Origin of the sequence: Acidovorax sp. sic0104 (genome assembly GCF_019219095.1) — a bacterium.
In the GTDB taxonomy this organism is placed as follows: domain Bacteria; phylum Pseudomonadota; class Gammaproteobacteria; order Burkholderiales; family Burkholderiaceae_C; genus Acidovorax.
The window spans coordinates 123,512-148,736 of record NZ_JAHUWH010000002.1; the positions used below are offsets into that span (position 1 = coordinate 123,512).

General features: G+C 66.8%; 26 protein-coding genes. 8 read left to right on the forward strand and 18 right to left on the reverse strand.

Features of this window, described 5'->3' with window-relative positions:
* Nucleotides 1–48 precede the first annotated feature (48 nt).
* From KW835_RS04720 to KW835_RS04735, 4 genes are read right to left on the reverse strand one after another with little or no spacing between them, the layout of a single operon-like run.
* Nucleotides 49–1,479: an MATE family efflux transporter gene (locus KW835_RS04720; protein ID WP_218381154.1), complete on the reverse strand. Its 1,431-nt coding sequence runs from the start codon at nucleotides 1,477–1,479 to the stop codon at nucleotides 49–51.
* Nucleotides 1,476–2,000, reverse strand: coding sequence for a MaoC family dehydratase (locus KW835_RS04725; protein ID WP_218381155.1), 525 nt, complete (start codon nucleotides 1,998–2,000; stop codon nucleotides 1,476–1,478). Before KW835_RS04725 ends, KW835_RS04720 begins: the two co-directional genes overlap by 4 nt.
* A 38-nt stretch (nucleotides 2,001–2,038) precedes the next feature.
* Nucleotides 2,039–3,319 (reverse strand): MFS transporter, encoded by a 1,281-nt coding sequence (locus KW835_RS04730; protein WP_255593284.1) that lies wholly within the window; start codon nucleotides 3,317–3,319, stop codon nucleotides 2,039–2,041.
* On the reverse strand, nucleotides 3,309–3,791 hold the full coding sequence (locus tag KW835_RS04735; RefSeq protein ID WP_218381157.1) for a MarR family winged helix-turn-helix transcriptional regulator: 483 nt from the start codon (nucleotides 3,789–3,791) through the stop codon (nucleotides 3,309–3,311). The genes KW835_RS04730 and KW835_RS04735 overlap by 11 nt, the downstream gene beginning before the upstream one ends.
* A 79-nt stretch (nucleotides 3,792–3,870) precedes the next feature.
* Here KW835_RS04735 and KW835_RS04740 point away from each other — a divergent pair, with 79 nt between their 5' ends.
* Nucleotides 3,871–4,422: a PaaI family thioesterase gene (locus KW835_RS04740; protein ID WP_218381158.1), complete on the forward strand. Its 552-nt coding sequence runs from the start codon at nucleotides 3,871–3,873 to the stop codon at nucleotides 4,420–4,422.
* Nucleotides 4,419–4,832 (forward strand): lactoylglutathione lyase, encoded by a 414-nt coding sequence (gene gloA / locus KW835_RS04745; RefSeq protein WP_218381159.1) that lies wholly within the window; start codon nucleotides 4,419–4,421, stop codon nucleotides 4,830–4,832. The genes KW835_RS04740 and gloA overlap by 4 nt, the downstream gene beginning before the upstream one ends.
* 169 nt (nucleotides 4,833–5,001) lie before the next feature.
* Here the strand turns inward: gloA and KW835_RS04750 are convergent, their stop codons facing one another.
* Nucleotides 5,002–5,541 carry an OmpA family protein gene (locus KW835_RS04750; protein ID WP_218381160.1) on the reverse strand — a complete coding sequence of 180 codons (540 nt, stop codon included), beginning with the start codon at nucleotides 5,539–5,541 and terminating at the stop codon, nucleotides 5,002–5,004.
* Nucleotides 5,542–5,661: 120 nt separating this feature from the next.
* Here KW835_RS04750 and KW835_RS04755 point away from each other — a divergent pair, with 120 nt between their 5' ends.
* Together KW835_RS04755 and KW835_RS04760 are read left to right on the forward strand one after the other, a co-directional pair.
* Nucleotides 5,662–6,255, forward strand: coding sequence for a gamma-glutamylcyclotransferase (locus KW835_RS04755; RefSeq protein ID WP_218381161.1), 594 nt, complete (start codon nucleotides 5,662–5,664; stop codon nucleotides 6,253–6,255).
* 98 nt (nucleotides 6,256–6,353) lie between these two features.
* Nucleotides 6,354–6,881, forward strand: a complete 528-nt coding sequence (locus KW835_RS04760; protein ID WP_218381162.1) for a superoxide dismutase family protein — start codon at nucleotides 6,354–6,356, stop codon at nucleotides 6,879–6,881.
* Nucleotides 6,882–6,973: 92 nt separating this feature from the next.
* On the opposite strand, the gene KW835_RS04765 is transcribed toward KW835_RS04760, so the two are convergent.
* Nucleotides 6,974–7,570: an NTP transferase domain-containing protein gene (locus KW835_RS04765; RefSeq protein ID WP_218381163.1), complete on the reverse strand. Its 597-nt coding sequence runs from the start codon at nucleotides 7,568–7,570 to the stop codon at nucleotides 6,974–6,976.
* Nucleotides 7,571–7,596: 26 nt separating this feature from the next.
* Complete coding sequence (locus tag KW835_RS04770; protein ID WP_218381164.1) at nucleotides 7,597–8,106, reverse strand: DinB family protein; 510 nt, start codon at nucleotides 8,104–8,106, stop codon at nucleotides 7,597–7,599.
* A gap of 102 nt (nucleotides 8,107–8,208) precedes the next feature.
* Between KW835_RS04770 and KW835_RS04775 the strand changes: the two genes are divergently transcribed.
* Nucleotides 8,209–8,802: a TetR/AcrR family transcriptional regulator gene (locus KW835_RS04775; protein WP_218381165.1), complete on the forward strand. Its 594-nt coding sequence runs from the start codon at nucleotides 8,209–8,211 to the stop codon at nucleotides 8,800–8,802.
* A 123-nt stretch (nucleotides 8,803–8,925) separates the two neighbouring features.
* Here the strand turns inward: KW835_RS04775 and KW835_RS04780 are convergent, their stop codons facing one another.
* The 3 genes from KW835_RS04780 to KW835_RS04790 form a co-directional block, all read right to left on the reverse strand.
* Nucleotides 8,926–11,124, reverse strand: a complete 2,199-nt coding sequence (locus tag KW835_RS04780; protein ID WP_255593285.1) for a xanthine dehydrogenase family protein molybdopterin-binding subunit — start codon at nucleotides 11,122–11,124, stop codon at nucleotides 8,926–8,928.
* A gap of 110 nt (nucleotides 11,125–11,234) precedes the next feature.
* Nucleotides 11,235–11,696, reverse strand: a complete 462-nt coding sequence (locus tag KW835_RS04785) for a (2Fe-2S)-binding protein (protein WP_218381166.1) — start codon at nucleotides 11,694–11,696, stop codon at nucleotides 11,235–11,237.
* A gap of 179 nt (nucleotides 11,697–11,875) precedes the next feature.
* Entirely contained in the window at nucleotides 11,876–12,448 is a 573-nt protein-coding gene (locus tag KW835_RS04790) for a TetR/AcrR family transcriptional regulator (RefSeq protein ID WP_218381167.1), read from the reverse strand.
* Between the two features lie 116 nt (nucleotides 12,449–12,564).
* Between KW835_RS04790 and pdxH the strand changes: the two genes are divergently transcribed.
* Nucleotides 12,565–13,206: a pyridoxamine 5'-phosphate oxidase gene (gene pdxH / locus KW835_RS04795; RefSeq protein ID WP_218381168.1), complete on the forward strand. Its 642-nt coding sequence runs from the start codon at nucleotides 12,565–12,567 to the stop codon at nucleotides 13,204–13,206.
* Between the two features lie 369 nt (nucleotides 13,207–13,575).
* Here pdxH and KW835_RS04800 read toward each other — a convergent pair whose 3' ends face one another.
* Nucleotides 13,576–14,532, reverse strand: coding sequence for an AEC family transporter (locus KW835_RS04800; RefSeq protein WP_218381169.1), 957 nt, complete (start codon nucleotides 14,530–14,532; stop codon nucleotides 13,576–13,578).
* A gap of 269 nt (nucleotides 14,533–14,801) precedes the next feature.
* On the opposite strand from KW835_RS04800, the gene KW835_RS04805 reads away from it, so the two are divergent.
* Entirely contained in the window at nucleotides 14,802–15,344 is a 543-nt protein-coding gene (locus tag KW835_RS04805; RefSeq protein WP_218381170.1) for a DUF1697 domain-containing protein, read from the forward strand.
* A gap of 339 nt (nucleotides 15,345–15,683) precedes the next feature.
* On the opposite strand, the gene KW835_RS04810 is transcribed toward KW835_RS04805, so the two are convergent.
* The 6 genes from KW835_RS04810 to KW835_RS04835 all read right to left on the reverse strand — a co-directional run bounded on the left by KW835_RS04810 (nucleotide 15,684) and on the right by KW835_RS04835 (nucleotide 22,038).
* Nucleotides 15,684–16,370 (reverse strand): HAD family hydrolase, encoded by a 687-nt coding sequence (locus KW835_RS04810; protein WP_218381171.1) that lies wholly within the window; start codon nucleotides 16,368–16,370, stop codon nucleotides 15,684–15,686.
* 23 nt (nucleotides 16,371–16,393) lie between these two features.
* Nucleotides 16,394–17,512 carry an ABC transporter ATP-binding protein gene (locus KW835_RS04815; protein ID WP_255593287.1) on the reverse strand — a complete coding sequence of 373 codons (1,119 nt, stop codon included), beginning with the start codon at nucleotides 17,510–17,512 and terminating at the stop codon, nucleotides 16,394–16,396.
* A 12-nt stretch (nucleotides 17,513–17,524) separates the two neighbouring features.
* The gene (locus KW835_RS04820) at nucleotides 17,525–18,937 is read right to left on the reverse strand and encodes a HAMP domain-containing sensor histidine kinase (protein ID WP_339385502.1); all 1,413 of its coding nucleotides are present in this window, start codon (nucleotides 18,935–18,937) and stop codon (nucleotides 17,525–17,527) included.
* Between the two features lie 20 nt (nucleotides 18,938–18,957).
* A complete protein-coding gene (locus tag KW835_RS04825) occupies nucleotides 18,958–19,659 on the reverse strand; it encodes a response regulator transcription factor (RefSeq protein WP_218381172.1) in 702 nt (233 codons plus the stop codon).
* A 443-nt stretch (nucleotides 19,660–20,102) separates the two neighbouring features.
* A complete protein-coding gene (locus KW835_RS04830) occupies nucleotides 20,103–20,522 on the reverse strand; it encodes an MAPEG family protein (RefSeq protein WP_218381173.1) in 420 nt (139 codons plus the stop codon).
* A gap of 91 nt (nucleotides 20,523–20,613) precedes the next feature.
* A complete protein-coding gene (locus KW835_RS04835) occupies nucleotides 20,614–22,038 on the reverse strand; it encodes an SMI1/KNR4 family protein (protein ID WP_218381174.1) in 1,425 nt (474 codons plus the stop codon).
* 224 nt (nucleotides 22,039–22,262) lie between these two features.
* Here KW835_RS04835 and KW835_RS04840 point away from each other — a divergent pair, with 224 nt between their 5' ends.
* Nucleotides 22,263–24,635 (forward strand): DNA polymerase II, encoded by a 2,373-nt coding sequence (locus KW835_RS04840; RefSeq protein WP_218381175.1) that lies wholly within the window; start codon nucleotides 22,263–22,265, stop codon nucleotides 24,633–24,635.
* A gap of 44 nt (nucleotides 24,636–24,679) precedes the next feature.
* Here the strand turns inward: KW835_RS04840 and KW835_RS04845 are convergent, their stop codons facing one another.
* Entirely contained in the window at nucleotides 24,680–25,042 is a 363-nt protein-coding gene (locus KW835_RS04845) for a hypothetical protein (RefSeq protein WP_370633590.1), read from the reverse strand.
* Nucleotides 25,043–25,225 lie beyond the last annotated feature (183 nt).

Below are 25,225 nucleotides of genomic sequence, written 5' to 3' on the forward strand. Positions count from 1 at the left end.
CTGCCGGCGCCTGTCTATCAAGCACCAGCAGTCATTTTCATTCAAGAATCACGCCTGTGCGACGCGCCGCAGCAGCCCGGACATGCTGCGCGGCCAGCCCACACGGCCGAACCAGGCACCGCCCGCGATCGCCCAGGCGTTGATCAGTCCGTACAGCACCAGCGCCGCGCCCTGCGCCGCAAAGACGGCGGTCAAGCCGCCGCCCCAGCGCAGCGCCAGCCAACCGCCGGTCACGGCGACCAGCAAGCGCGCGATGTTGCCGATCACGGGCCACAACAGGCGCCCGGCCCCCTGGGATGCAAAGTACAGCACCAGCCCCAGACCGAAGAAGCCGTACACCGGGCCGACCGTGCGCAGATACAGCGCACCGGCTTCCAGCATCGCCGGGTCGCTGTTGAACAGGCGCAGCCAGGCGCTGGGGTACGCGGCCGCCCACAAGCCGATGGCCTCGGCCATGGCAAAAGCCATGGCCGCGCCTATCCAGGTGGCACGCAGGGCACGTTCGCGCTGGCCGGCGCCGATGCAGGTGCCCACCATGGCCACCAGGGGCGCGCCCAGGCCGAACACCAGCGGCACCAGCAGGTATTCCAGCCGCGAAGCCGTGCCATAGCCTGCGATGGCTGCCGTGCCAAAGCCGCCCACCAGCGCCGTCGTCACACCGATCGCCAGGTTGGTCGCCACCGTGGAGACCGTGCCCACCAGACCCACGCGCAGGATGTCCTTGAACAAGACCCAGCGAAAGCGGATATGGGCCAGCGATGGGCGCAGCAGGCTGCGTGGCGACCACAGGTAGGCCGCGAGCACCGCGCTGCCCACCGCGTAATACGCCATCAGCGCCAGCGCCCCGCCCGCGATGCCCAGGCCCTGCAGCGGCCCCCAGCCGAAGATGAGCAACGGCGACAGCGGCACCAGCACGACCGCGCCCAGCACCGTCACATACGCCGGCACCGCCATGTTGCCCGTGCCGCGTATCACGGCCGAGAGCGTGTTGAACAGCCAGACCAGCACGGCGCCCGCGAACACCCAGTTGGAGTACACCAGCGCGGCCTCCAGCGCCCCGCCCGAGCCGCCCATGCGGGTGTAGAGCCAGCGCCCTCCTCCCACCACGCCCACGGTGAAGACCAGCGCAAACACCGCCGCGATGGCCAGCGCGTGCAAGACCAGCGCATCGGCATCCTGGCGCCGGCGCGCTCCCAGCGCACGTGCGATCGCCGAAGCGATGCCACCGCCCATCGCGCCCGCCGACGTCATCTGCATCAGCATGACCACCGGAAACACCAGCGCCATTCCCGCCAGCGCGTCGGTGCCCAGCTTTCCCACGAAGTAGGTCTCTATCAAACCCACGCCCGCCTGCGCCAGCATGACCAGCACGTTGGGCATGGCCAGGCGCAGCAAGGTGGGGGCGATAGGTGCTTCCAGCAGCAACCGGGTGCGCGGATCCAGCGCCGCCGTGGCGGGCGCGGCCGGTGCGGCGCTCATGAAGCGGCCCCCGCGTTTGACGCTTCAGCCGTCGCGCCAGGGCGGCGCGGCACGACGATGCGCACGGTCGACAGCTGCAGTACCTCGCCATGCTGGTTGCGCGTCTCGCTGCGCACCGTGACCATGCCCCGGTCGGGTTTGGATTTGGAAGGCTGAATGTCCAGGACCTCGCTCACCACATGCAGCACGTCGCTCGCGCGGGTGGGCCGGGGCCAGCTGATCTCGGCCCCCGCGCCGATGATGCCGCCGGCGATGGGCAGGCCCGTCGTCACCTGCAGGCGCATGGTGATGGCCGCCGTGTGCCAGCCACTCGCGGCCAAGCCGCCAAACAGCGTGGAACGGCCTGCCGCGTCGTCCAGGTGAAAGGGCTGCGGGTCGAACTGCGCGGCGAAGTCCTTGATCTGGGCTTCGTCCATCGCATGTTCGCCGCTGGCATAGCGGTCGCCCACGGCGATATCGTCCAGGTACAGGGGGCCTCGCTGTGCCAGCAATGCGGCGGCTGCCGCCAGGGGGGAAGTCATGGCAGATTGCTTTCGTTGGGGGGAGAAAAGTTGTCGGTTCAAGCCGCCGCAGGGGCGGTATTGCGCACCAGCGGCGCCTCGCGGATCGGCAGGTTCACCAGCGCGGCGCCGGCCGCCAGCGCGATGTCGATGTACCAGACCCAGTCATAGCTGCCCGTGGCCTGGAACACGCTGCCGCCCAGGTATGCGCCCAGAAAGCCGCCGATCTGGTGCGACAGCATCACCACGCCAAAGAGCATCGCCATGTTGGCCGTGCCGAACATCTTGGCCACCAGGCCTGCCGTGGGCGGCACGGTGGAGAGAAAAGTCACGCCCATCACCGCCGCGAACACCATGACCACGGCCGGGGTCTTGGGCGCAAACAGGAAGACCAGCACCGCGATGCCGCGCGTGGCATACAGCAGGGCCAGCAGCGACTTCATGCGCCAGCGCCCCACGGCCCAGCCCATGGCCAGGCTTCCGACGATGTTGAACAGCCCGATCACGGCCAGCGCCCAGCCGCCCACTTCGGGGGGCAGCCCGCAGGCGGCGATCACGCCGGGCAGGTGCGTGGCCAGAAAGGCCACATGGAAGCCGCACACCAGGAACCCGAGCGCCAGGTAGCGGTAGCTGGGCGTGGCCAGCGCCTGGGCCACGGCCTCGCGGGCGGTCAGCGCCTTCTGGCCCGATGCGGCAGCGGCCTGCGCCGCGAGCGCCTTCGAATTGCCCTTGAGCACCCACACCGCCGGCAACGCCAGCAGCACCAACACGCCCAGCCACTGCATGGCGCTGGCCCAGCCCAGCGCGGCGGTCAGGCTGATGGCGATGGGTGCCATGATGAACTGGCCGAACGAGCCACCCGCGTTGACGATGCCGCTGGCCAGCCCGCGCTTGTGCGCCGGCACCAGACGCGCAGTGGCCGCCATCAGCACCGAAGGACCTGCCATCCCGGCCCCGCCCGCCGCCAGCACCCCGATGGCGAAGATGAGGCCTGCGGTCGTGGTCATGTACGGCGTGATGAACGTGCCCACTGCCACCAGCACCACGCCCAGCAGGATCACGCGGCCGGTGCCGATGCGGTCGGCCACCGCGCCGGCGAAAGGCTGGGTCAGGCCCCACCAGAGCTGGCCGAAGGCGAACGCCAGGCTGATGCTGCCGATGCCCAAGGCGGTGGAAGTGTTGAGCGCCGACAGAAACAGGCCCATGGTCTGGCGCGTGCCCATGGTCAGCGCGAAGGCGCCCGCCGCGGCCAGCAGCACCAGCCACAGGGACAACGGCACTGCAGACGTCCGGGGCCGTGCGGCGTCAGCGGGTTTGGGGAGGCGTGTTTCATTCGTCATCGCCGGCCCCCTGCGTTGTGGCCAGCAGGGCCAATGAATCGTCGACCAGGGCGTGCAGCGCGTTCACGCGCCCTACCCCCAGCGTCTCGTTGAGCGCCAGTTGCGCGGCCTTCCAGTGGCGCTGGGCCTCGGCCCGCTTGTCGCGCCCTGCATCGGTGATGTGCACCAGGCGGCTGCGCGCATCGGCACCGGCCTCCAGCGTGACCCAGCCGGCATCGACCAGCGGGCGCAGGTTGCGTGTGAGTGTGGAGGCGTCCATCTTCATCTCCGCCGCCAGGTCGCCCGGGCGGATGGGTCCCAGTTTGAGCACGTGCGACAGCAGCGAGTACTGCGTGGTCTTCAGGCCACACCGGGCCATCTCCGTGTCGTAGTGCTGCGCCACGCGCCGCATCAACTGGCGCAACTTGAAGTTGGTGCAACCCTGGGGCTGCACTGTGGCGACAGCGGTGGGTGAAGTGATTTCAGCTAGCATGCTATAAATTGTATCTGCAATAATTGCATATGCAAGTTATTCCTCCGGACTACACCCCCACTCCCTTCCAAGGTATCGCATGACGCACAACAACCAGCTTGAACAATGGCTCGCTCAAGAGCGCGAGATCGCCGCCCGGCTTGAGGCCGGCGTGGGCCCCGGTGTCTCGCGACCCGACCAGGTCGCGGGCTTGAACGGTTTGCAGATGATGCAGGCCATGCTGCGTGGAGAGCTGCCCTACCCGCCCATCGCCCGCACGCTGGACTTCCAGCTGGTGGAGGTCGGCGAAGGCCTGGCCATCTTCCAGGGCACGCCCGGCCCTGCGCACCTGAACCCCATGGGCACCGTGCACGGCGGCTGGTTTGCCACACTGCTGGACTCGGCTCTGGGTTGTGCCGTTCACACCCGCATGCAGCCCGGCCGGGGCTACACCACCGCTGAGCTCGGCGTGAACCTGGTCAAGGCCCTCACGCCCAAGGTGCAGCGCGTGCGGGCCGAAGGCCGCGTGATCCACTGTGGCCGGCAACTGGCCACGGCCGAGGCGCGCCTGGTCGGCCCGGACGGCACCCTGTACGCCCACGCCACCACCACCTGCCTGGTCTTCGATCTGCCTGCACAATCGAAGGCATGAGATTCCTCCACACGATGCTGCGCGTTGGCAACCTTCAACGCTCGATTGACTTCTACACCCAGGTGCTCGGCATGCAACTGCTACGCCAGTCCGAGAACCCCGAGTACAAGTACTCGCTCGCCTTCCTGGGCTTCGACGGGGGCAACCCCGGCCAGGCCGAGATCGAGCTGACCTACAACTGGGGCACCGAAAGCTACGACCTGGGAACGGCCTACGGCCACATTGCCCTGGGCGTGCCCGACGCGTATGCCGCTTGCGAGAAGATCAAGGCGGCCGGCGGCAACGTGACGCGCGAGGCCGGGCCAGTCAAGGGCGGGACCACCGTCATTGCCTTTGTGACGGATCCGGACGGGTACAAGATTGAACTCATCCAGCGGGCCGAAGGCTCCGCCGGCGGCGGACTGCGGTAGTCTCAAAGTATCCTCACTCTGGCGTTTTGCTACTGATTTAATAGCTATCAGCGCTTGTCAGTCATGCGGTACGGCCAAATTGGTTCTCACACTGATTGCCCGTGACGCACCCACAAAAAAGCCCGGCAATGCCGGGCTTTTTGCTGGGTGGCCGATACGCCGGGGCAGCTTACTGCGCGCCCAGCGCCACTTCCACGCGGCGGGCTTCGGCGTTGCTGCCACTGGCCGTCGTTTCTTCGGGCTTCTTGAGCTCGATCTTGTCTTCGGGCACACCCAGGCCCTTGAGGGCATCGCGCACGGCAAAGGCGCGCTGCTTGGCCAGCTCTGCGTTCTGCGCTGCGTCGCCCGTGGCGTCGTGGAAGCCCGACACGACGGCTTTCTTGCCTTCGGCCACGCCCTTGACCACGTCGGCCAGCGCCTCGTTGGCGCCGGCGGCCAGGTCGGCCTTGGCGGTGGCAAAGTAGAACTTCACCACGCCGTTGTCGACCCGTACGCTCGCGGCGTCGTCAGCGGCCGGGGCCGCTGGCGCGTTGCTTGCAACAGCGGCTGGGGCGGACGTCGCTGCCACAGCGACGGGCTTGGCGGCGCCCGAAGCGCCCACGCGCTTGACCACCACGGTGCCGACCACGGCAGAGATGACCAGCGCGATCAGCGCAAACAGGAAACCCAAGGCAAAACGTTGTTGGCTATCGTCGTCGGAACTGGACATGAGAACTCCCGCAGTCGTTGTGTTGAAAAATGGTCAGACCTGTGCACGCTGTCCACCGTGCGCCCTGCAGCGCAAGCCCTAGGCGGGCAGCAACAAAGCCTTCAATTGTAGAGTGCTCCCATGACGAATCTTCCCGCGCCCCTTCGTGACCCGGCCCCCATGCTGGAGCGCGCGCTGGACGAATGGGGTGGCCACGACGACCTGTGGGTGTTCGGCTATGGCTCCTTGATCTGGCGGCCCGACTTCGAATACACCGAGCGCCGCCCCGCCACGGTGCACGGATGGCATCGCGCGCTCAAGATGTGGAGCCGCATCAACCGGGGCACGCCCGAGTGCCCGGGACTGGTGTTCGGCATGCTGTCCGGTGGGAGTTGCCGGGGCATGGTGTTCCGGGTGGACCAGGCACATGCGCGGCAGGTGCTCATCAACCTGTGGCAGCGCGAGATGGTCACCGCCGTGTACGACCCACGCTGGCTGCCCTGCCGCACGCCCCAGGGCACGGTGAAGGCGCTGGCCTTCACCCTGTCCCGCAAGAGTCCAAACCACACCGGCGAGCTGGCTGACGACGAGTACTGCCGCATCTTCCAGCAGGCCTGCGGACGCTTCGGCACCACGCGCGACTACGCCCAGGCCACCTATGACGAGTTGCGCAGGCATGGTATCCATGACCGCGCCCTGGCCAAGCTGATCGCTTTGGCCCAAAAAGAGACATAGCGCACACTCTGTAACACCGAGGCGTGGACCGTGCGGCGGGGCGGACGTACCGGCCTGCACAATCCCGCTGTCTTTCAACGTGCACAGGAGTCTGACTTATGAAGAATGTTCGTCTTGCCAGCGTTTTGTCTGCCGCGGCGGTTGCCGCTCTGGTGGGTTGCGCCTCGCCATCCACCGGCCCCGGCGCCACCGCGACGCTGGAGCCCACCCGTGGCAACACGGCGGCAGGCACGGTGAAGTTCGTCCAGGCGGGCGACGTGGTGAAGGTGTCGGGCGAGGTGCGAGGCCTCAAGGCCGGTGCAGAGCATGGTTTCCACATCCATGAAAAGGGCGACTGCTCCAGCGGCGACGGCATGAGCACCGGCGGCCACTTCAACCCCGGCGGCAAGTCGCACGGCCACCACGGCGCGGGCGAGCACCACACGGGCGACCTGCCCAGCCTCAAGGCGGACGCCAACGGCGTGGCCACCTTCAGCTTCGAGTCGCGCACCATCCGCGTGGGCAGCACGGCCAACGACATCGTGGGCAAGGGCCTGATCGTGCACCGCGACCCCGACGACTACAAAACCCAGCCCACGGGCAACGCCGGCCCGCGCCTGGCCTGCGCCGTGATCGCGGCCAGGTAAGCCCGCAACTGCCCCCTCGAGCCTTGGCCCCGATCCAGGGCCCGCAGCAACCCGCCCACCAGACCTGGCCGGCGGGTTTGTCTTTTGGGGAGTCAGGGGCCTTTTCGCTCGGCCAGGATGCGCTCGGCACGCGCCAGGTCCTGCACCGTGTCGATGTCCGTCACCGTGCCTTCGTCCTGAACCTGCAAGTCCTGCACCCCGCCTTGCTGCGCGAACTTGCGCACCACGCTGGCCGCGCCCTGTTCGCCCGACAGGCTCAGCAGATCCTGCAGGCACTGCGCGCCGAACCCCACGGGGTGCCCACGCTCTCCCTGAAACCATGGAATGGCCACCGCGCTGTGCCGGGCGGCCAGTGCCATGGTTCGCAACGTGTCCGGGCGGACCAGCGGCAGATCGCCAGGCAGCACGAGCCAGCCGGCCGCGCCGGCAGTGGCTCGCACGGCGGCCGCAATCGAATCCCCCATGCCCGGGTGGCCGGCATCCTCCACATGGCAGGGCAGCCCGCTGGCGCGCACGGCGGCCAGCGTGTGCTCCAACACCGGCACGCCGGCCAGTAGAGCGCGCAGCTTGTGCACCTGCCCCCCCGAGGCCGCAAACCGCGCTCCCCGACCGGAGGCCAGGACCAGCACCACGGGCAGGCCCGGCTGGGCGGGGGCAAAGGAATGGGTGCTGGAGGGCTCGGCAGGCATATCGCCCGATGCTACGGCAACGGCGGCTACGGCCTGCCCCGACGCGACGGTTCTGCCTGGTGCAGGTACACGGCGAAGGTATCCCACGGCATGCTGATGGAAAGCCGCGACATGATGCGCCCGACTTCACCGCGGTGGTAGCCGCTGTGGATGACAAGGTGAGTCAAAATTTCCTCGCGCGACATGCACCCTGTGTCTCCATCCGTGAATACAAAGGGCACCGACTCGGACAACTGCTCAGGCGTCGCAGTGTCCAGGTAGTTCAGGTACCACTCGTCAGACGCCGCCACCGCCGCGCGCAAATCCTCGAGCGAGGGTACGTCCGCCAGGTTGTCTTCCACAAATTCATGCGCGACGCCAACCAGATGCGCAGCGAATATCCGATCGACAACAAGGTTGTGGTTGATCAATCGCAAGGCGTCTCGCCGATCCTGGGCGTGCAGCTCGGGGTCGAAGCCTTCCATCTTTTCCAGAAACTCCGCGTTGGCCCAGGCACGGTAGCTGAAGAGGGTGCGCAGCAAAGACAGGGTGCTCATGCTCTGAGTGTCCTTTCCCGTTCGAGAAATGTGAGTAGCATGTACATATATTCACAAGAACGGGTGAGTGTGTCTACTCGCATTCCAGCTGCACGGCCATCGATGCGCAAAGAGCCGCGTCAGGCGCGTTCGCGCGCCACAGTGGAGGTCATCGTCCGCGCCGGGGCTCGCGTTCTGGGCGACCGGGGCTGGGCGGGCTTCACGACCAACGAGGTCGCCCAGGTCGCTGGCGTCAGCATCGGCTCCCTTTACCAGTACTTCCCCGACAAGCTGGCGTTGACCGACGCCATCCGGAACCGGCACCTCGATGAAGTGCTTGCCGTGATGCGTAAGCTTGGACAAGGCGGACAGCCGCTGAAGGACGTGCTCGATGACCTCGTTCACGGCATGATCGCGGCGCACAGCATTCACCCCGCGCTTCACAGGGTGCTGCTTGACGAGGTCCCGGGCGACACTGGTGCAAGGTCAGCCCATCGTGCGTTCGAGTCCGAGTACCTGGAGCGCTATCGCGCGATAGTGGCAGCATGGGGCCCGGCTGATGAGGCCGCCGCCGCGGTGATGGTGCAGGTGCTTTCGGCCGCCGTCGAAGGTGTGATCCACAGCGCGGCCCGCAGGGGCGCATTGAAATCGCCGGCGTTGAAGCGGGAACTCGTGGCGATGATTCACTCGTACCTTCTTCAAGCGCGCAACGTGTGATGTGGGCTGCCCACCGCACCTTGAGACATCCAGGGCCACAGCGGCAGTCCGCTGGGCGCCATCTGTCGCGACGGAATGGATGAAGAATCAGCGCCGGACTGTTCCTGCCCGGCGCTTGGTCCATCAAGCCAACTTGAACGGCAGCTCGCGCGGAGTCTTCCCCGTGATTTGCGCGATCGCATTCGCAAACGCGGGCGCCAGCGGCGGCAACCCCGGCTCGCCCATGCCCGTGGGCGGCTCTGCGCTGGGCACGATGTGCACGGCCACCTGGGGCATGTCAGTGATGCGGGGCACCGCGAAGTCGCCGAAATTGCTCTGCTCCACCACGCCATCCTTGAGGGTGATGGCGGCGCCCGGCAGGCACATCGACAGGCCCATCAACGCCCCGCCCTGCACCTGCGCTTCCACGCTCCTGGGGTTGACCACCAGGTTGCAGTGCACGCCCGCCGTCACTCTGTGCAGCTTGGGCGTGCCGTCCTTGACCGACGCCTCCACCACATAGGCCACCACCGACTGGAAGGACTCGTGCACTGCCACGCCCCAGGCAAGGCCGGGGGCGAGCTTCTTCTTGCCGTAGCCCGACTGCGCTACCGCCAGCTGAAGCGCCGCCTTGTGGCGCGGGTGCTTGTCGCCCATGAGCGCAAGGCGGTAGGCCACCGGGTCCTGCTTCGTGGTGCGGGCCACCTCGTCGATCAGCGTTTCCATGGCGTAGGCCGTATGGGTGGATCCCACGCTGCGCCACCACAGCACGGGCACATTGACGTCCGGATGGTGCACCGACAGCTTCATGGGCACGTCGTAAGGCTCCTTCATGCCTTCGACGGCGGTGGCGTCGATACCGTTCTTGATCATGAAGGCCTCGAACGGCGACCCCTTGGTGATGGACTGGCCAACGATGGTGTGGTCCCACGCCAGGATCTTGCCCTGCGCGTCGAAGCCGATCTCGGCGCGGTGCACGTGCAGCGGCCGGTAGTAGCCGCCCTTGATGTCATCCTCGCGGCTCCAGAGCGTGCGCACCGGGGCGGTGATGCCCGCCGTGCGCGCTGCCCTGGCCACGCCGCAGGCCTCCACCACGTAGTCGCTGGTGGGGATGGCGCGGCGGCCAAAGCCGCCACCGGCCATCTGGGTGTGCACCTTCACGTTCTGCGGCTGCAGGCCCAGTGTCTTGGCAGCAGCCATCGCGTCCAGGCCCGGCATTTGCGTGCCCATCCAGAGCTCGGCCTTGTCGCCGTCGAGTTTCACGGTGCAGTTCAACGGCTCCATGGGCGCATGCGCGAGGTACGGAAACACGAACTCCGCGCTGATCTTGTGCGGTGCGCCGGCCAGCTGCGCCGTGTCGGCCTGCATCGCCACCAGACCGGGCTTTGCGGCCAGCTCCCGGTACTGCGCCAGTTGCCGGGCCGAATCGGTGGGCTGCAAGCCACTGTTGTCCCACTCGGCCTTGAGCGCATCGCGGCCTTGCTTGGCGGCCCAGTAGCCGTCGGCCACCACGGCCACGCCTTCGCCGCCCCGGTCGGTGGGCACGCGCAACACGGCCTTCACGCCCTTCACGGCCTTGGCGGCAGAGTCGTCCAGCGACTTGAGCTTGGCGCCGAACACGGGCGGACGCGCCACCACGGCCGTGAGCATGCCGGGCAGGCGCACGTCGATGCCGTAGTTCTGCTGGCCGCTGGCCTTGGCCTTGGCGTCCAGGCGGCCCGTGGGCTTGCCGATGATGCGGAACTGCTTCGCGTCCTTGAGCACCACCTTCTCGGGCACGGGCTGCTTCATTGCCGCATCGGCCAGTTCGCCATAGCCCAGCTTCTTGCCGCCGGGGCCGACCACAAAGCCGTTGCTGGTGCGCAGCGTCGATGCGTCCACGCCCCACTGCACGGCGGCGGCACCGACCAGCATGGCCCGGGTGCGCGCGCCCAGTTCACGGTACTGGGTGTACGAGTTCTTGATGGAGCCTGAGCCGCCGGTGATGTGCATTCCGAAGGCAGGGTCCACATAGGCCGGGTTGGCGTCGCCGTGCACGCTGCGCACCTTGGTCCAGTCGGCGTCAAGTTCCTCGGCCAGGATCATGGGCAGGCCGGTCTGCACGCCCTGGCCAAAGTCCAGACGGTTGATGGTGACGGTGACCGTGCCATCGGCGTCGATGCGCACGAACGCGGATGGTTGCTCGAACGGCTTGAGGCCGCCGGCCGGTGCGGCGGCGCCACCGGCGCCCTGCGCCGTCGCCGCCAGCGGGAACGCGCCCAGCGCGAAGCCCGAAGCTGCCGTGACCTTGAGGAAGGTGCGGCGCGCCAAGCCTCCTGCGCCATCGTTTGCTTCTGAATCCATAGCGCCTGACGCTTGATCCATAAGGGCGAGAAGGCCTTTTGGCATGCCGCTGCGGGCGGCCGCCACCACTTGGGGGTCGAAATGCATGGTGTTCTCCTTACGTGGGTCGATCAGGCCAGCGACTTGGCGGCGTCGTGGATGGCGGCGCGGATGCGCACATAGGTGCCGCAGCGGCAGACATTGCCCGCCATGGCGGCGTCGATATCGGCATCGCTGGGCTTCTTCTTGCCCTTGAGCAGCGCCGTGGCGCTCATGATCTGACCGCTCTGGCAGTAGCCGCACTGCGCCACGTCGTGCTTGACCCAGGCCGCGTGCACAGCCTTGCCCACCTTGTCGCTGGCGGTGACGGACTCGATGGTGGTGATCTTCTGGCCGGCCGCCGCCGAGATCGGGGTGATGCAGGAGCGGATGGGCGCGCCGTTCAGATGCACGGTGCAGGCCCCGCACAAGGCCTGGCCGCAGCCAAACTTGGTGCCGGTCATGCCCAGCGTGTCGCGCAGGGCCCAGAGGATGGGCGTGGATTCGTCGGCGTCTACGGCCGTGTCTTTGCCATTGATGTTCAGGTTGGGCATCGTGGGAACTCCTGGAGTTGAAGGTCGGCGCCGGCAAAAAAAGGCGGCGCCATCAGGGGCTGTCTGCGGCTCGGCTGGCCGCTCTTTTCTTTTTTAAGAGAATAATTATTCGATTAAAACCGAAAAATCCAATGTCTGCTGGCGGGTGTGGCTTCAGCGGACGGGAGCGCTCGGCGGGTTCACGCCTTGATCGCGTCCCAGCACAGGCCGAAAGCCATCTGGTGCACGGCGTCTTCATCGGGCAAGGTCGCCGAGCGGATCAGGCTGGCGGTCTCGCGCACCGAGCCGACAAAGCTGGCCGTGAGCAGCGGCACGGGCACGTCCTTCAGGATTTCCTGGCGCTGCCCCTCGGCCATCAGCGCAAAGAAGCCGGCCATCAGCCGCGTGGAGAACTCGCGGTTGCCGTCGGTGAACCACTGCGAGTTGTAGTACTGTTCCTGGAACACCACCTCTGCATACTGATCCAGCCGGTGGCGCAGCAGGTTGCACCAACTGCGGCGCACCCGCGCGCGGTAAGGCATGTCGGGCAGCACGCCATCCATGAGGCGCGCGGCCGTCTCGGTCTTGGCATCCTGGTAGAGCTGGCTGATCAGCTCGTCCTTGGAGGGGTAGTACACGTAGAGCGTGCTGGTGGCAACGCCCGCTGCCCGCGCGATCTCGGCCAGGGTCAACCCGCTCAGGCCCGTGCGGGCCACCAGGTCGAAGGTGGCCTGCGCAATGGCACGCTGCTTTTCGTCGTCCTTGGGTTTCATGGTCGCGACAATATAAGCGAATAGCAATTCGACAACAACCGGAAGGCCTGTCGGGATGCCCGGGCCGCTGCGCTCGCGCAAGAATGCTCATCGTGTACCGATGCACAATCGGCGCCATGACCACGCACTCCATCGCCGACCTGCGCAAGAGCTACGAGCGCGCAGAACTCAACGAAGACGCGTCGCATGCCGCGCCGCTGCAGCAGTTCGATCAGTGGCTGCAAGAGGCCATCAAGGCCGAGATCCCCGAGCCCAACGCCATGACGCTGGCCACCGTGGGAGGCGACCTGCGCCCCAGCACGCGGATCGTGCTGATCAAGGGCTACGACGAGCGCGGCATCGTCTGGTTCACCAACTACGACAGCCGCAAGGGTCGCCAGATCGCGGGCAACCCGTTTGCCGCGCTGCAGTTCCACTGGGTAGAACTCGAGCGCGTGGTGCGCATCGAGGGCTCGGTGGAGAAGGTGAGCGACGAGGAAAGCGACGCGTACTTTCACAGCCGCCCGCTCGACTCACGCATCGGTGCCTGGGCCAGTCCGCAAAGTCAGGTCATCCCGGGCCGAAGCCTGCTGGTGGCCAACGCGGCCAAGTACGGCGCGCAGTTCCTGCTCATGCCGCCGCGCCCGCCGCACTGGGGCGGCTTTCGGCTCAAGCCCGATCAGTGGGAGTTCTGGCAAGGCCGCAAGAGCCGCCTGCACGACCGCCTGCGCTACCGGCTGGACCAGGGCGAATGGATCAAGGAGCGGCTCGCTCCCTGAGCTCGGGCCTGCACAACCCTGCCCCGGCGCGCACAGGGGTACCGGGCCCGTGTTCATCTTCCGTTCATGTCCCGCTTCGCAGCGGTTCATGCGCGCATCACGCTGAATTCACCCCTGCCCGGTTCAATGGGAACTGCTGACTTCGCGGCCGGCGTTCACAAACTACAACCATTGAACTTCCATGAAGATCAACCGCCTGGCAGGGGCCGCTGGCGACGTCGACGTCGACGTTGCCACTTCCTCCTTGCAAGCCCAAGCCAAGCCGTCCGTCGTCACCCACGCCATGAGCGAGGCCGAGGTGCTCGCCGCCTGGCCAAAACTGGTGCCAGGCCCTGCTCGACACAAGGCGAATCGCGCCGGCCCCGTGGCCTACACCGCGAAGAACTTCGTCACCCCGAGGATCACCGCCGGCATGGTGATGAGGGCCAGCGCCGTGGACACCGCCACGCTGGCCGTTACCTCGTCCTCGGCCACCTGGTAGCGCTGGGCGAACAGGAACACGTTGGCCCCCACCGGCAGCGAGGCCGCCACGATCATCACGGCCAGCGGCATGCCCGACAGGCCCAGCGCCCAGGCCAGAGCCACCAGCACCAGCGGGTGCACCACGCACTTGACCACCGCGATGCGCAGGGCCGCCTTGAAATGGTGGCCCACCTTGGTGAACGCCAGCGTCACGCCCACCAGCAGCAGCGAGATGGGTCCCAGCGCCTGGCCGAGCAGCAGCATGGGCTTGTCCACCACGGCCGGGATGACCAGGCCCGTCTGGGCGAACAGCAGGCCCGCGATGATGGGCAGCGGCACCGGGTGCACGATGCCGTTGCGCACCGCTTGCAGCACCGTGCGCCACATGGCCTGCTGCGTGCCGCCGGCACGGCCCGCGTGTTCGCGCGCCGAGGCCAGCTCGAACACCACGGTGGCGGCCGTCAGCAGGATGAGCGCATGCACCGAGATCAGGGTGAACAGCGTCACCAGACCGGCCTCGCCAAATACCAGGGAGACTAGCGGCACGCCGATCATGATGGTGTTGCTGAAGGTGTTGGCCAGCGCGCGAGCAGCCGCCAGGCTGGAGAACCCCAGCACGGCCATGGTGGCGGCAAAGACGAGCATCGCCGCCGCGAAGTAGATAGCGATGGGGCCGAAGTCCAGGTCCTCGATGTGCACCGAACTCATGGTGCGAAACAGCAGCGCCGGCGTCAGCACCATGAAGACCAGATTGGCCAGGTCCTTGACCGCCTCGGCACGTATCCAGCCGCGCCGCCCCGCATAGAAGCCCAGGGCGATGAACAGGATGACGGGAAGCAGCGAGGTGACGACGGGCGAATTCACGGTGGGTGGCGCAGCGCGCAGTGGCGGCCGGCAAAAAGGGCGAGGGACAGCGGGCGGGGCCGAAAAGGCCAAGGCGCGTATTGTGGCCCCAACCGCAGCCGCGCAACAGGACATTACTACTGATTTGATAGCTACTCACGCAATTGCAGCAAGCGCCATGCACAGTTTTTGCTTTAAATGCGGCAACAAGCCACGGTGGCCGTGGCACCACCCGCAGATCCGCCGCCTATAGTGGCAATCCCACACAGCCGCCTCCTTCGCTCCTTGCCGTGAAATTCGCAGCCTTCTTTCGCAACCTGAACCTTGGCCACGGCAATGCCCCATCGCGCAGCGGGCTCGAGGGCTTCTTCGCCCGGGCAGGTGCGGCAGAGGCGGCATCGTTTCAGACCAACGGCACGGTGGCGTTCACGGCCAATGGCACGCGGTCCGCACGCCAGATCCTGCGGGGCGTGCAGAACGTGCTGTTGCAGGAGCACGGTTTCGACGAGCCGGTGTTTCTGCGAGGCATGCCCGGCCTTCGCTCACTGCTGGCCCGCGACCCGTTCGCCGGCCGGGACAAGGGGCCGCCCGTGTATGACTTCTATGTGACCTTTCTGCACGACGACGCCCAGGTACCGCCCGACCCGCCGAACAGCAACGCCCGGGGCGATGTGCAGGTGCTGCTTTACACCGGGCACGAGTTCCTGTCGGTCAGCCACGAACATGGCAAGACCATGGGCAGCCCGAACGTGTTTGCCGAAAGGCTCTTCGGCCTGCCCGCCACCACGCGCACCTGGGGAACCCTGTGCCGCCTGGTCGAGCGGCACGGCTGAGAGCCACCCGGCGCGGCCTGCCAGGCAGGCGCTTGCGCAGAAATATCCAGCATTCCCGCCACATATCCGGCATTTGAAACGCGCGCAGGCTGCCATGCTTCAGCCACCTGCCCTGCCCTGCGCTCGCCGACCCCTCGCAACGCGTGGGGCCGTCGCCACGGGCAGGCAGGCATTTTCCGGAGGGCTCCATGCTGTACACAGAACTCGAGATCCATTTGGCGGTCAAGCGCCTGATCCTTGAAGGCTATGCCGCGTTGACCTTGCGCCAGCAGCACATCGTGGACTCGCTGTCGGCGATCTGTTGATCGCCCCGCCCAGGGGCTGCGCCGTCGGCAGCGGCTAGGCCGGCAATTGCGCACCCGCCAGCAGCTCCCCAACTCCTTGCAGCCCCAGCACGTGGTGATCTGCCTCGTCCCAGGGGCTGACCCCGGGTCGGACGGTCTGAACCGTCACCATGCCCAGCGCGCGGCCCGCTCCCAGCTCGGACAACGGGTTGTCGCCCACGACCAGCACCTGCTCGGGTTCGCATCGCTCCTGGGCCAGGATCTCGGAGAAGATCCTGGCCTTGCCGTGCGGACCGGGTTCGTCGATCGCATCGATCACCACACGCTCGAACCATGGCGCAATGCCCAGCACGTCGATCTTGCTCTGCTGCAGGCGGCGAAATCCGCTGGTCACGAGGTACCTGCGCACGGGCAAGGCGGGCAACAGCCCCAGGTCGGCGTAGCCCGACAGCGGCGGCTGCATCTCCATGCTGATGAACGCCTGCCAGCCCGCGTCGCGCATGGCGTCGCTGAAACCGTAGCGCTCTGCCACCAGGTCGAAGGCCGTGTACCAGCACTGGGCGATGGCGTCCTCCAGCACGTCGGGCGACAAAGTGCCCTGGTTGGCCTGGCGGATGGCCACGAAGGCGGTCTCGAACAGAGTACCCATGGCACGGGCGTCCATGAGGCAATTGTCCAGGTCGAAGATGGCTGCGGTGTACGGCAGGTTCGGCGTCGGACGGCGGCGGGTTGTTTCGGTCATGGTTTTACGGAGGGTTGTTGTATTCAAATGGCTACCACGGACACGCCGTGGTCCGCCAGCGTCAGGCTGACTGGGGCGCCCACATCCAGTGGGGCCTTGACCAGGGGCGAGACCACGAAGATCTCGCCCAGCGCGCTGGCAAATGTGTATTCCATGATGCTCCCCAGGTAGGTGCGCTTGGTCAGCCGGGCGGCCAGCCCATGCGCAGTGGCTGGGCCGATGATCCAGGCTTCGGGCCGCACGGCGATCTTCACTGGGCCGCAGGGCAGCGAGGGCGGCGACGGCACGCGCAGCGGTCCCAGGTCCGCATGGCCCGGCTCTTGGCCTGCGGACGGGCCGGCCTTGTTGAAGCCCTCGAACAGCATCGCCTCGCCCATGAAGCCGGCCACGAACTCCGACGCTGGCTGCTCGTACAGCTCACTGGGCGCGCCGCGCTGGGCGATGGCGCCCTTGTTCATCACGATGATCTGGTCGCTGACCGCCAATGCCTCGCTCTGGTCGTGGGTGACGTAGGCCACCGTGAGGCCCAGCCGCTGCTGCAGCGTGCGAATCTCCTCGCGCATGGCGCGGCGCAAGCGCGCATCCAGGTTGGACAGGGGTTCGTCGAACAGCAGCACCGCCGGCTCCAGCGCCAGCGCCCGCGCCAGCGCCACCCGCTGCTGCTGACCGCCCGACAGTTCAGCCGGCCTGCGCTGGTCCAGGCCATGCAGGCCCACGGTGTCCAGCATGGCGCGCGCCTTGTCGCGCACCAGGGCCTTGTCCAGGTGCGACATCCGCAGGCCGTAGCACACATTGTCGATCACGTTCATGTGCGGAAACAGCGCATAGCTCTGGAACACCAGGCTCACATTGCGCTGGGCCGGCCCCAGCGTGGTCACGTCGTGGCCATCGATGAAAATGCGCCCGGCCGTGGGCGACTCCAGCCCCGCGATCATGCGCAGCGTGGTGGTCTTGCCGCAGCCCGAGGGCCCGAGGATGGTGGTGAGCGTGCCCCGGGGCACGGCAAAGCTGATGTGGTCCACCACCAGCGGGTCGCTGTCGGCCGTGCCGAAACGCTTGCACACGCCCTGAAACTCGATACCGTGACTGGCGTGCGGTGGTGGCAAGGACGACGGCGGTAGCCGGTACGCAGACATGTTCATGCAAAGGACTCCTCAGGTTGGCACAGCGCCTGCCGCCGCGGGCAGGCCGCCCGCTGTGCCCGTTGGCCCCCAGGTCACGAGCGCGTCCACGCCCACCACGCGACCCTGGTCCTGCCGGTTGAACAGGGTGACCTCGGCGCCCATCGACTCGGCGATCTGCCGGCAGATCGACAGGCCCAGGCCCACACCGCCTTTGCCTGCGGAAAACGGTTGAAACAGGCGCTGCCGCACCCCGTCCTCAATGCCGGGGCCTTCGTCCCACACCAGCAGTTCGCGCAAGCCGGTGCTGTTGCGCACCAACACGCCCAGCCGCCCATGTACCGGCGTGTGGTGGATGGCGTTGGCCAGCAGGTTGCGCATCAGCTCGCCCAGCAGGGCGGCATCCCCCGGCACCGACAGCTGCGGCCCTTCCAGTGCAAAGTCCAGGCGCTTGGCGGCGATCAGCGGCGCCAGCTCCATCACCGCGCCGCGTGCCACGCCGGTCAGATCCACGCTGGGCAGCTCGCCCATGCGCTTGAGCTGCTCCACCTTGCTCAGGCTGAGCAACTGGTTGGCCAGGCCCGAGGCCCTGTCCACCGTGTGCAGCATCTGCTGCAGGGCATCGGCCGGAAGTACGTCGCCATGGATGGCCGACTGCAGTTGCGTGCGCAGCACCGCCATGGGCGTGCGCAGCTGGTGCGTGGCATCTGCCAGAAAGCGCCGCTGCTCGTCGATCCAGCGGCTTTGTCCGGCCTGCAGTGCGCGCAGGTGCACCACTGCGGGCTCCAGCTCGGACGGCCCTTCAGGCGCTGCTGCGGCAGCGCCCGAAGGCAGAACCAGCGACGCATTCGCACGGCGCAGCCAGCCCGACGCGACCTGGGCGAGCGCCACCAACACGGCGCTCATCGCCAGCGCCAAGCCGTAGGCGGTACGCAATACCGGGTTGTCCAGCATCTGCTGCAGCGTGGGCAGGCGCTCGTTCCAGCGACGGGCCACCTGCCGCACGACGGGTTCCCCCGCTGCCGCAGCAGTTGCGGGCTGATACAGGGTGGCGGCCACGCGGGCGAGTTGGCCATCTATCTCTGCCAGGTACAGATGCACTTGGCCCGGCGCGCCAAGTTGCTGTACCGACAGCAGCGGCGGCACCGCTGCACTGCCCGCCAAGCGCTCGCCGCCCAGGCGGGTCTCACGCAGCCACTGCGGCCCGGCCTGTGACACCGCGCCAGACGGGGCGTCGGTGCCAATCTCTCTGCCCTGCCCCACTGGCCAGGCTAAAAGGGCCACGCGCAAGGTGTTGTCCTGCCAGTCGGCGTTGGTACGCATTTGGCGCACGGCATGGAATGCAGTGATCAGCGCCACCATTGCCCACAGGGCCAGCAGCGGCCACACCACCAGCAGCCGCTGCAGCGAACCGCCGCGCGGCTGCCAGCCGAGCCACCGACCCACCCTCCGAGCACGCCCCAGCGTCACCGGGGCGCCCCGCCTTTGTGCGCGGCCATGCTGTCGCCGTCGCACAGCAGATAACCCACTCCGCGCAGCGTCACGATCTCGGCATTCGTGCCCACAAGCTTCTTGCGCAAGCGGTGCACCACCACCTCCACCGCATCGGCCTGCACCTGCTGATCGCCGGTATCGGCGAACACCTGCGTGCGCAGTTCTTCCTTGCTCACCACACGGTCCACGCGGGACATCAGCAGCCGCAGCAGCTCCGCCTCGCGCTGCGACAGCTCCAGGGGAAGTGCATCGTTGTAGAACACCCCGCTGCCTGGCTCGCGGTACAGCGTGCCGCAGCGCAACTGCCCGTCGCGCCCCACGCGCCGCGTCAGCGCCCGAAGGCGCGCCACCAGCTCGTCCAGGTCGAACGGCTTGGCCAGGTAGTCGTCCGCCCCCGCCTCCAGCCCGGCGATGCGGTCCGTCACCGCCGCACGGGCGGTGAGCGCCAGCACGGGCGTCGTACTGCCACCGTCGCGCAGGCGCCGCAGTATCTCCAGGCCGTCCAGCCCGGGCAGCGACAGGTCGAGCGTGATCACATCGAAAACGGTGCGTCGGGCCGCAGCCAGCGCCTCCTTGCCGTCCGCACAGCACAGCACTTCGAAGCCGCGCGCCGCCAGGGTGCGGCTCAGCGCACCGGCCAGATCAAAATCGTCTTCGACAAGGAGGAGTTTCATAAGCGGGGGATCATGCCGCTTGCGCAGCAAGGGCGCCATTGTGCTTGTACCAAGGATGATTGACAGCAAACCGAAAGCACAATCCTGGCCTGCGGAGTCCGCGCAACAAGGCGTTTGTCACGACCGCTTCGGCGGGATTCTCAGCCTGGGCCCTGCAGGGAGGCCGCCGGCATCCAGCTGCATGCGTCCTCCGACTGCAACCGGCCCGTGCTGGTGGCTGCGCAATGGCTGGGTGGGCGGCTCGCGCACGAGGTGTCGCTGGTGCAGGCACGGATGGAATGCGTGGTCGCCATCCACGCCGGCGAGCACCCGCGCCACGCGCGTGCTGCCCAGCGAACGCCACTGCGCGTCACGCAGGAAGCAGGTGCGGGGCACACCGTCGTGCCCAGGCTCCGGCACCGGTGCGAGCCTGTTCAACAGCCGATCATGAAGCTTGATGGGTGTCATGCCGCCCGGCCCACCAGGCCCAGTTGCCCTGCGATGAGCCAACCCCACATGCCCAGCACCGCCAGGAAGTTGACCGTGAAGACGATACCGCGCAGTTGCACGTTGGCCGTCAGCACCTGCACCAGACTGTGCGCCACCCGGCCTGCAATGAACAACCACGCCAGCGTGATCTGCACCGCATCCACCGCCTGCAGCTGCAACAGCAGCAGGCACGCCGCGTAGAAGAAAAGCGGCCATTCGAACTGGTTGGAAAGATTCGCGCTCACCCGCCGCTCCAGCGCTGCCCAGGGGTTGGAGCCATCAGGGCTGCGGCCCAGGCCCCAGACCGTCGGGGCGCGCACGGCAGTGAGCAAGGCATAGATCACGGCAGCGAGGGCGACGTGCATCACCATCGGGTAGAGGAAGGCGTGGGGCATGGGGAGAATGGGCGCAAGGCCAGGGAGGTGAATCGACGGCAACAGGCCTGATTGTGCGTCGGGCCGCGTTCGTTCGCGCCCCTGCGTCCCGTCATACCGAGAATGTGCAGCCCGCCTCGGCCTGGGCCCGAAGCCACGGAAAAAGCTGCCCGGCATCGGCCACCAGGGGGCTGAACACGGCGGATTCGTCGTGCGACCAGTAGTACACGGCGCCCAGGTCGGGGCCGTCCGTGCGCAACAGAAAGCAGTCGGGCGAATTGTCGCCGCCCGCGATGGGCAGCATGCGCAGCGGGTCGATGCCGTCCTTGGCAATGGCCTGGCGTATCTCGGCGGCCAGCTGCGGCGAGCTGTCGTCGTGCAGGCCGATCCAGTCCATCATTTCGGCGTGCTTGTCCAGCGCCTGCCCGATGCCGAAGAGCTGGTAGGCCTGGCGGTACTCTCCATCCACCACCGTGAGCCGGTGCGACTGCCCGGGTGCACTGATCCAATGCACATAGGCCGCGCAGGCTGCGTCCTGCAAGACTGCAGGAAAGCGCTCTCGCAGCAGGGCAAGCTCGGCCGCCGTCGCGCTGTGGCCTGGCGCGTACTCGAACCGCAAGGCGGCGACGCGCTGGCGCTGGGCCGCGCCGGACTGCGCAGCCTCGCGCGCCACCCAGGCCTGATAGGCTGGATCATTGAGCACCTCGGGCATGCGCAGGCTCCATTTGCGGTGGCACGCGTGCGCCTCTGCGTGACGACCCAGCTGCAACAGCGCCGTGACGCGGTAGTGCTCCATCTGCGCGGTGCCGCTGCTGGTGCTGTCAGCCAGGGCGATGGCTTGCAGCGCCTGGGCGGGGTCGCTTGCAACGCACAGCGCGTACTCGGCCATTGTCTGCGCCGCAGCCGCCAGCTGCGAAGGAGCCCCGGCGTAACTGTCGCCGAAGCTGTAGCTGCTGCTGCCGGTGTGCATGCGAAAAGGGCTGGTCTGCTGCTCCTGCGCACTGACAACGATGGCCACGCAATGGTTCAATGCTGCGGCCCAGTCATCTTCCGCGCCAGGGCCCGGATTCGCACGCGCACGGTTGGCGTGCGCGCGTCGCGCCAGAGTGTGCCAGTACCACGCGCCTTCGCTGTCCTGCGATTGCCGCAACAGAGCCAGTGCAGCGTCGTTGTCACCGCATTCGGCGTGAAGCGCGGCGAGATCCATCCGGCACTCGTCGGGGGTCTTGGGCCTGTGGCCGGCGATGCTGCCAGGCGCGTACACCCTGTCGGGCGCCACCACCTCCTGAAAACCGCTGTCCGCCAGCGCGCGGCGCACGTCGATGAAGCGCTGCAGCACTGCCTGCGGGCCCCCCTGGGCGGGAAATGCCAGGTCTTCCACCATCTTGAAACGCTCGGCCGATGTGCGCGCCTCCTGCCGCATCCAATACGCCCGCCCGTCGTACCCGTGCGGATGGAGTGTGAGCTGGATGAGCAAGGGAGCGCTGTTCTTGCGCCTGGGGCTGGTTTCGATCCAGTGGCAGGTGTAGGCGGTCATGAATGACTGAATGGACGGGCGCAGGCCATGAATGCTGTTGGATCAGGCGCGCGTTGGCTATAGCGACGATAAATCAAGAAAGGCCGGAGCCTCTCGGTTTCCCAATGGTATCCACCACCGCCCCACGAGATCCTGTTTATCCAGCCAGGGGCGCGTGATCGGGGAAAATCCCCCGTCGGCCCTGCGGGCCACTCCCATCCATTTGCATCCCCAGCCAGGTCTTCGTGGTAACCACCCCTCTCAACGGCTTCATCCTCACGCGCCATTGGCGGGACACCCCGTCCGGTACGGAGATCGAATACTGGATGGCCACCGATGCCGGCCCGCGCAAGGTGTTGCTGCACCACCAGAAGTCGGTGGCGTTCGTGGAGGTGCGCCACAAGCCGACCGTGCAGGCCGTCGCGCGCGCCATGCCCGGCATCGAACTGCGCGACCTGCAGCTCAAGACCTTCCAGCATGTGCCGGTGCTGGGCATCTATGCCCGCCACTATCGCCACCTGACCCGGCTCGCCAGAGCGCTCCAGCGCCTTGGAATTGCCCTTCTGGAGGCCGATGTCCGCCCCCACGATCGCCATCTGATGGAAAGGTTCATCTTTGCAGGCGTCTCCATGGAGGGAGGGCGCGAGGAAGGCTCGGCGCTCGTCGATTGCAGGCTCGCCCCGTCAGCCCGCTTCCGGCCCGCGCTCACGGTCGCCTCGGTCGACATCGAGACCAGCGAGTACGAGGAGCTGTACTCCATCGCGCTCGACGGCATGCCCGAGCGTGTGGTCTTCATGCTGGGCGAGCCGCCGTCGGCCCCCGGGCCGGTGCTGGACTTCTCCATCGTCTACTGCCCGACCCGGCAAGAGATGATCGAGCGCTTGAACGCCTGGATCGAGCGCAACGATCCCGACGTCATCGTGGGGTGGAACGTGATCCAGTTCGACCTGCGCGTTCTGCAGAAGACCGCCGACGACGGTGGCGTACCGCTGCTCCCAGGCAGGGGGCGCACGCCCATCGCCTGGCGCACGCACCCTCGCAAGCAGGGCTATCTCTTTGCACCCATGCCCGGACGGCTCGTCATCGACGGCATTGACGCCCTGAAGGCGGCGGTATGGAGCTTTCCTTCGTTCAGCCTGGAGACGGTTGCGCAGCGCCTGCTTGGCGAGGGCAAGGACATCGGCGACAACTACGACAAGATGGCGGAGATCAACCGCCGCTACCGTGAAGACCGTACCGCATTGGCGGTCTACAACATCCGGGACTGCGAGCTGGTGCTGCGCATATTCGAGAAAACGAAGCTGCTGCAGTTTGTCGTCGAACGCGCGCAAACCACAGGCTTGCAGGCAGACCATTTCGGCGGCTCAATTGCCGCGTTCAGCCACCACTACCTGCCGCGAATGCACCGCCTGGGGTTTGTGGCGCCCAATGTGGGAGATGTCCAGCAAGGGGCGTTCCCGGGTGGGTACGTGATCGACTCCAGGCCGGGCTTCTACGATTCCGTGGTGGTCCTGGACTACAAAAGCCTGTACCCATCGATCATCCGCACCTTCCTCGTGGACCCCGTGGGCCACGCGGAGGGCCAGGCGGCCACCGACCCTGCAAGCTGCGTCGCGGGCCCGCTGGGAACGAGATTCTCGCGCGATCGGCACTGCCTGCCGGAGATCGTCACAACGCTCTGGAACGCCCGCGACGAAGCCAAGCGTGAGCGCAACGAGCCGCTGTCGCAGGCGCTCAAGCTGTTGATGAACTCTTTCGCCGGGGTGCTCGGGGCGTCCGAGTGCCGATTCTTCAACCCCGAAGTCGTGTCCGCGATAACGCTTCGCGGCCACGAGATGGTCAAGCTCACACGGCGCTTCGTCGAGGACCGGGGCTACGAGGTCATCTATGGCGACACCGACTCCATCTTCATCTGGCTCAAGCGAACCCATTCCAACGAAGAAGCCCATGCGGTCGCGGCGGACCTGGTGGATGACATCAACGCGTGGTGGAAACGAACCTTGCGCGACGAGCACAGGCTCGAGAGCTATCTCGAGATCGAGTTCGACACCCATTTCAGGAAGTTCTTCATGCCGACCATCCGTGGCTCGGATGTGGGCAGCAAGAAACGCTATGCAGGCTTGAGCGCGGATGCGTCCGGCAAGGAAGAGATGGTCTTTCGCGGCCTGGAGATGGCCCGCAGCGACTGGACGCCGCTGGCACAGCAATTTCAGGAAGGGCTGCTGTCCAGGATTTTCCAGGGCGCCCCGCACGGAGACTTTGTTGCCGACTACGCCAGGGCCACCCTCGCCGGCGAAAAGGACGACCTGCTCATCTACCGCAAGCGCCTGCGCCACCACCTGTCTGCCTACCAGGTCAACGTGCCGCCCCAGGTCCGGGCCGCCAGATTGGCAGATGAACACAACGCGCGGATGAACCGGCCCCAGCAGTACCAGCACGGAGGATGGATCCGGTACGTGATGACAACAATGGGGCCAGAGCCCCTGGAGACGCTGCGCTCACCCATCGACTATGAGCATTACCTGGCCAAGCAGCTACAGCCCATTGCAGACTCGATCCTGTACCCGCTGGGTGAGAGCTTCAGCAGCCTGACGACTTCGCAGCAGCGACTCTTCTGAGCCGCTCGTTCCCTGCAATGGCCTCTGAGGCCCTGTTGACGGCCTCAGACCTTCAACGAGCGCTCCAGGTCCGTCAGCCGGTAGCGTGCAAGGGCCAGGTTGCCCTTGTTGCGGTCGAGCACCAGGTACAGAAAAAGGCCTTCGTTGTTGGGGATCAGGCGGATCAGGTGGTACTGCTCGGCCAGCGTGATCAGGATGTCCTCGATGCCTCGACGAATGCCCAGGGACTCCATGGTCTTGAGCTTGGCCTGCACAACTTGTGTGTTGCCTGCAGCGGCAAGGTCCAGGTTCATCCCGCTGCCGGCCTGGGCAAGGCACATGCCGCTGCGGTAATCCACCAACGCCACTGCCAGCGCGCCGTCGATGGTCATGGCAGCGTCCATGGAACTCTTCAAATTCGAACTCATAACTTCTTCTGCGCCTTTTCTTTCTTCATTGACGTATTCGTTGACCGCCCTGACCTTGCCGATCTGCTCCATCAGGACGAACCAGAGCGTTTGCGGATCGCTGTTGGGCAACTGGTACTTGTGCACGCCTGCGCGCGGATGGGTGCGCAGGAATTTGGCGATCTCCATGTCTTCCATCACCGC

What these genes read in the sequence shown, in the direction of transcription:
- KW835_RS04815 (WP_255593287.1), bottom strand. Translation starts at nt 17,512, where the DNA reads ATGAACATGTCTGCGTACCGGCTACCGCCGTCGTCCTTGCCACCACCG.
- KW835_RS04765 (WP_218381163.1), bottom strand. Translation starts at nt 7,570, where the DNA reads ATGCCTGCCGAGCCCTCCAGCACCCATTCCTTTGCCCCCGCCCAGCCG.
- KW835_RS04790 (WP_218381167.1), bottom strand. Translation starts at nt 12,448, where the DNA reads ATGAAACCCAAGGACGACGAAAAGCAGCGTGCCATTGCGCAGGCCACC.
- KW835_RS04725 (WP_218381155.1), bottom strand. Translation starts at nt 2,000, where the DNA reads ATGACTTCCCCCCTGGCGGCAGCCGCCGCATTGCTGGCACAGCGAGGC.
- KW835_RS04845 (WP_370633590.1), bottom strand. Translation starts at nt 25,042, where the DNA reads ATGAGTTCGAATTTGAAGAGTTCCATGGACGCTGCCATGACCATCGAC.
- KW835_RS04730 (WP_255593284.1), bottom strand. Translation starts at nt 3,319, where the DNA reads ATGACGAATGAAACACGCCTCCCCAAACCCGCTGACGCCGCACGGCCC.
- KW835_RS04775 (WP_218381165.1), top strand. Translation starts at nt 8,209, where the DNA reads ATGCGCAAAGAGCCGCGTCAGGCGCGTTCGCGCGCCACAGTGGAGGTC.
- KW835_RS04830 (WP_218381173.1), bottom strand. Translation starts at nt 20,522, where the DNA reads ATGCCCCACGCCTTCCTCTACCCGATGGTGATGCACGTCGCCCTCGCT.
- KW835_RS04760 (WP_218381162.1), top strand. Translation starts at nt 6,354, where the DNA reads ATGAAGAATGTTCGTCTTGCCAGCGTTTTGTCTGCCGCGGCGGTTGCC.
- KW835_RS04720 (WP_218381154.1), bottom strand. Translation starts at nt 1,479, where the DNA reads ATGAGCGCCGCACCGGCCGCGCCCGCCACGGCGGCGCTGGATCCGCGC.
- KW835_RS04755 (WP_218381161.1), top strand. Translation starts at nt 5,662, where the DNA reads ATGACGAATCTTCCCGCGCCCCTTCGTGACCCGGCCCCCATGCTGGAG.
- KW835_RS04735 (WP_218381157.1), bottom strand. Translation starts at nt 3,791, where the DNA reads ATGCTAGCTGAAATCACTTCACCCACCGCTGTCGCCACAGTGCAGCCC.
- KW835_RS04785 (WP_218381166.1), bottom strand. Translation starts at nt 11,696, where the DNA reads ATGCCCAACCTGAACATCAATGGCAAAGACACGGCCGTAGACGCCGAC.
- pdxH (WP_218381168.1), top strand. Translation starts at nt 12,565, where the DNA reads ATGACCACGCACTCCATCGCCGACCTGCGCAAGAGCTACGAGCGCGCA.
- gloA (WP_218381159.1), top strand. Translation starts at nt 4,419, where the DNA reads ATGAGATTCCTCCACACGATGCTGCGCGTTGGCAACCTTCAACGCTCG.
- KW835_RS04835 (WP_218381174.1), bottom strand. Translation starts at nt 22,038, where the DNA reads ATGACCGCCTACACCTGCCACTGGATCGAAACCAGCCCCAGGCGCAAG.
- KW835_RS04810 (WP_218381171.1), bottom strand. Translation starts at nt 16,370, where the DNA reads ATGACCGAAACAACCCGCCGCCGTCCGACGCCGAACCTGCCGTACACC.
- KW835_RS04780 (WP_255593285.1), bottom strand. Translation starts at nt 11,124, where the DNA reads ATGGATTCAGAAGCAAACGATGGCGCAGGAGGCTTGGCGCGCCGCACC.
- KW835_RS04825 (WP_218381172.1), bottom strand. Translation starts at nt 19,659, where the DNA reads ATGAAACTCCTCCTTGTCGAAGACGATTTTGATCTGGCCGGTGCGCTG.
- KW835_RS04750 (WP_218381160.1), bottom strand. Translation starts at nt 5,541, where the DNA reads ATGTCCAGTTCCGACGACGATAGCCAACAACGTTTTGCCTTGGGTTTC.
- KW835_RS04740 (WP_218381158.1), top strand. Translation starts at nt 3,871, where the DNA reads ATGACGCACAACAACCAGCTTGAACAATGGCTCGCTCAAGAGCGCGAG.
- KW835_RS04770 (WP_218381164.1), bottom strand. Translation starts at nt 8,106, where the DNA reads ATGAGCACCCTGTCTTTGCTGCGCACCCTCTTCAGCTACCGTGCCTGG.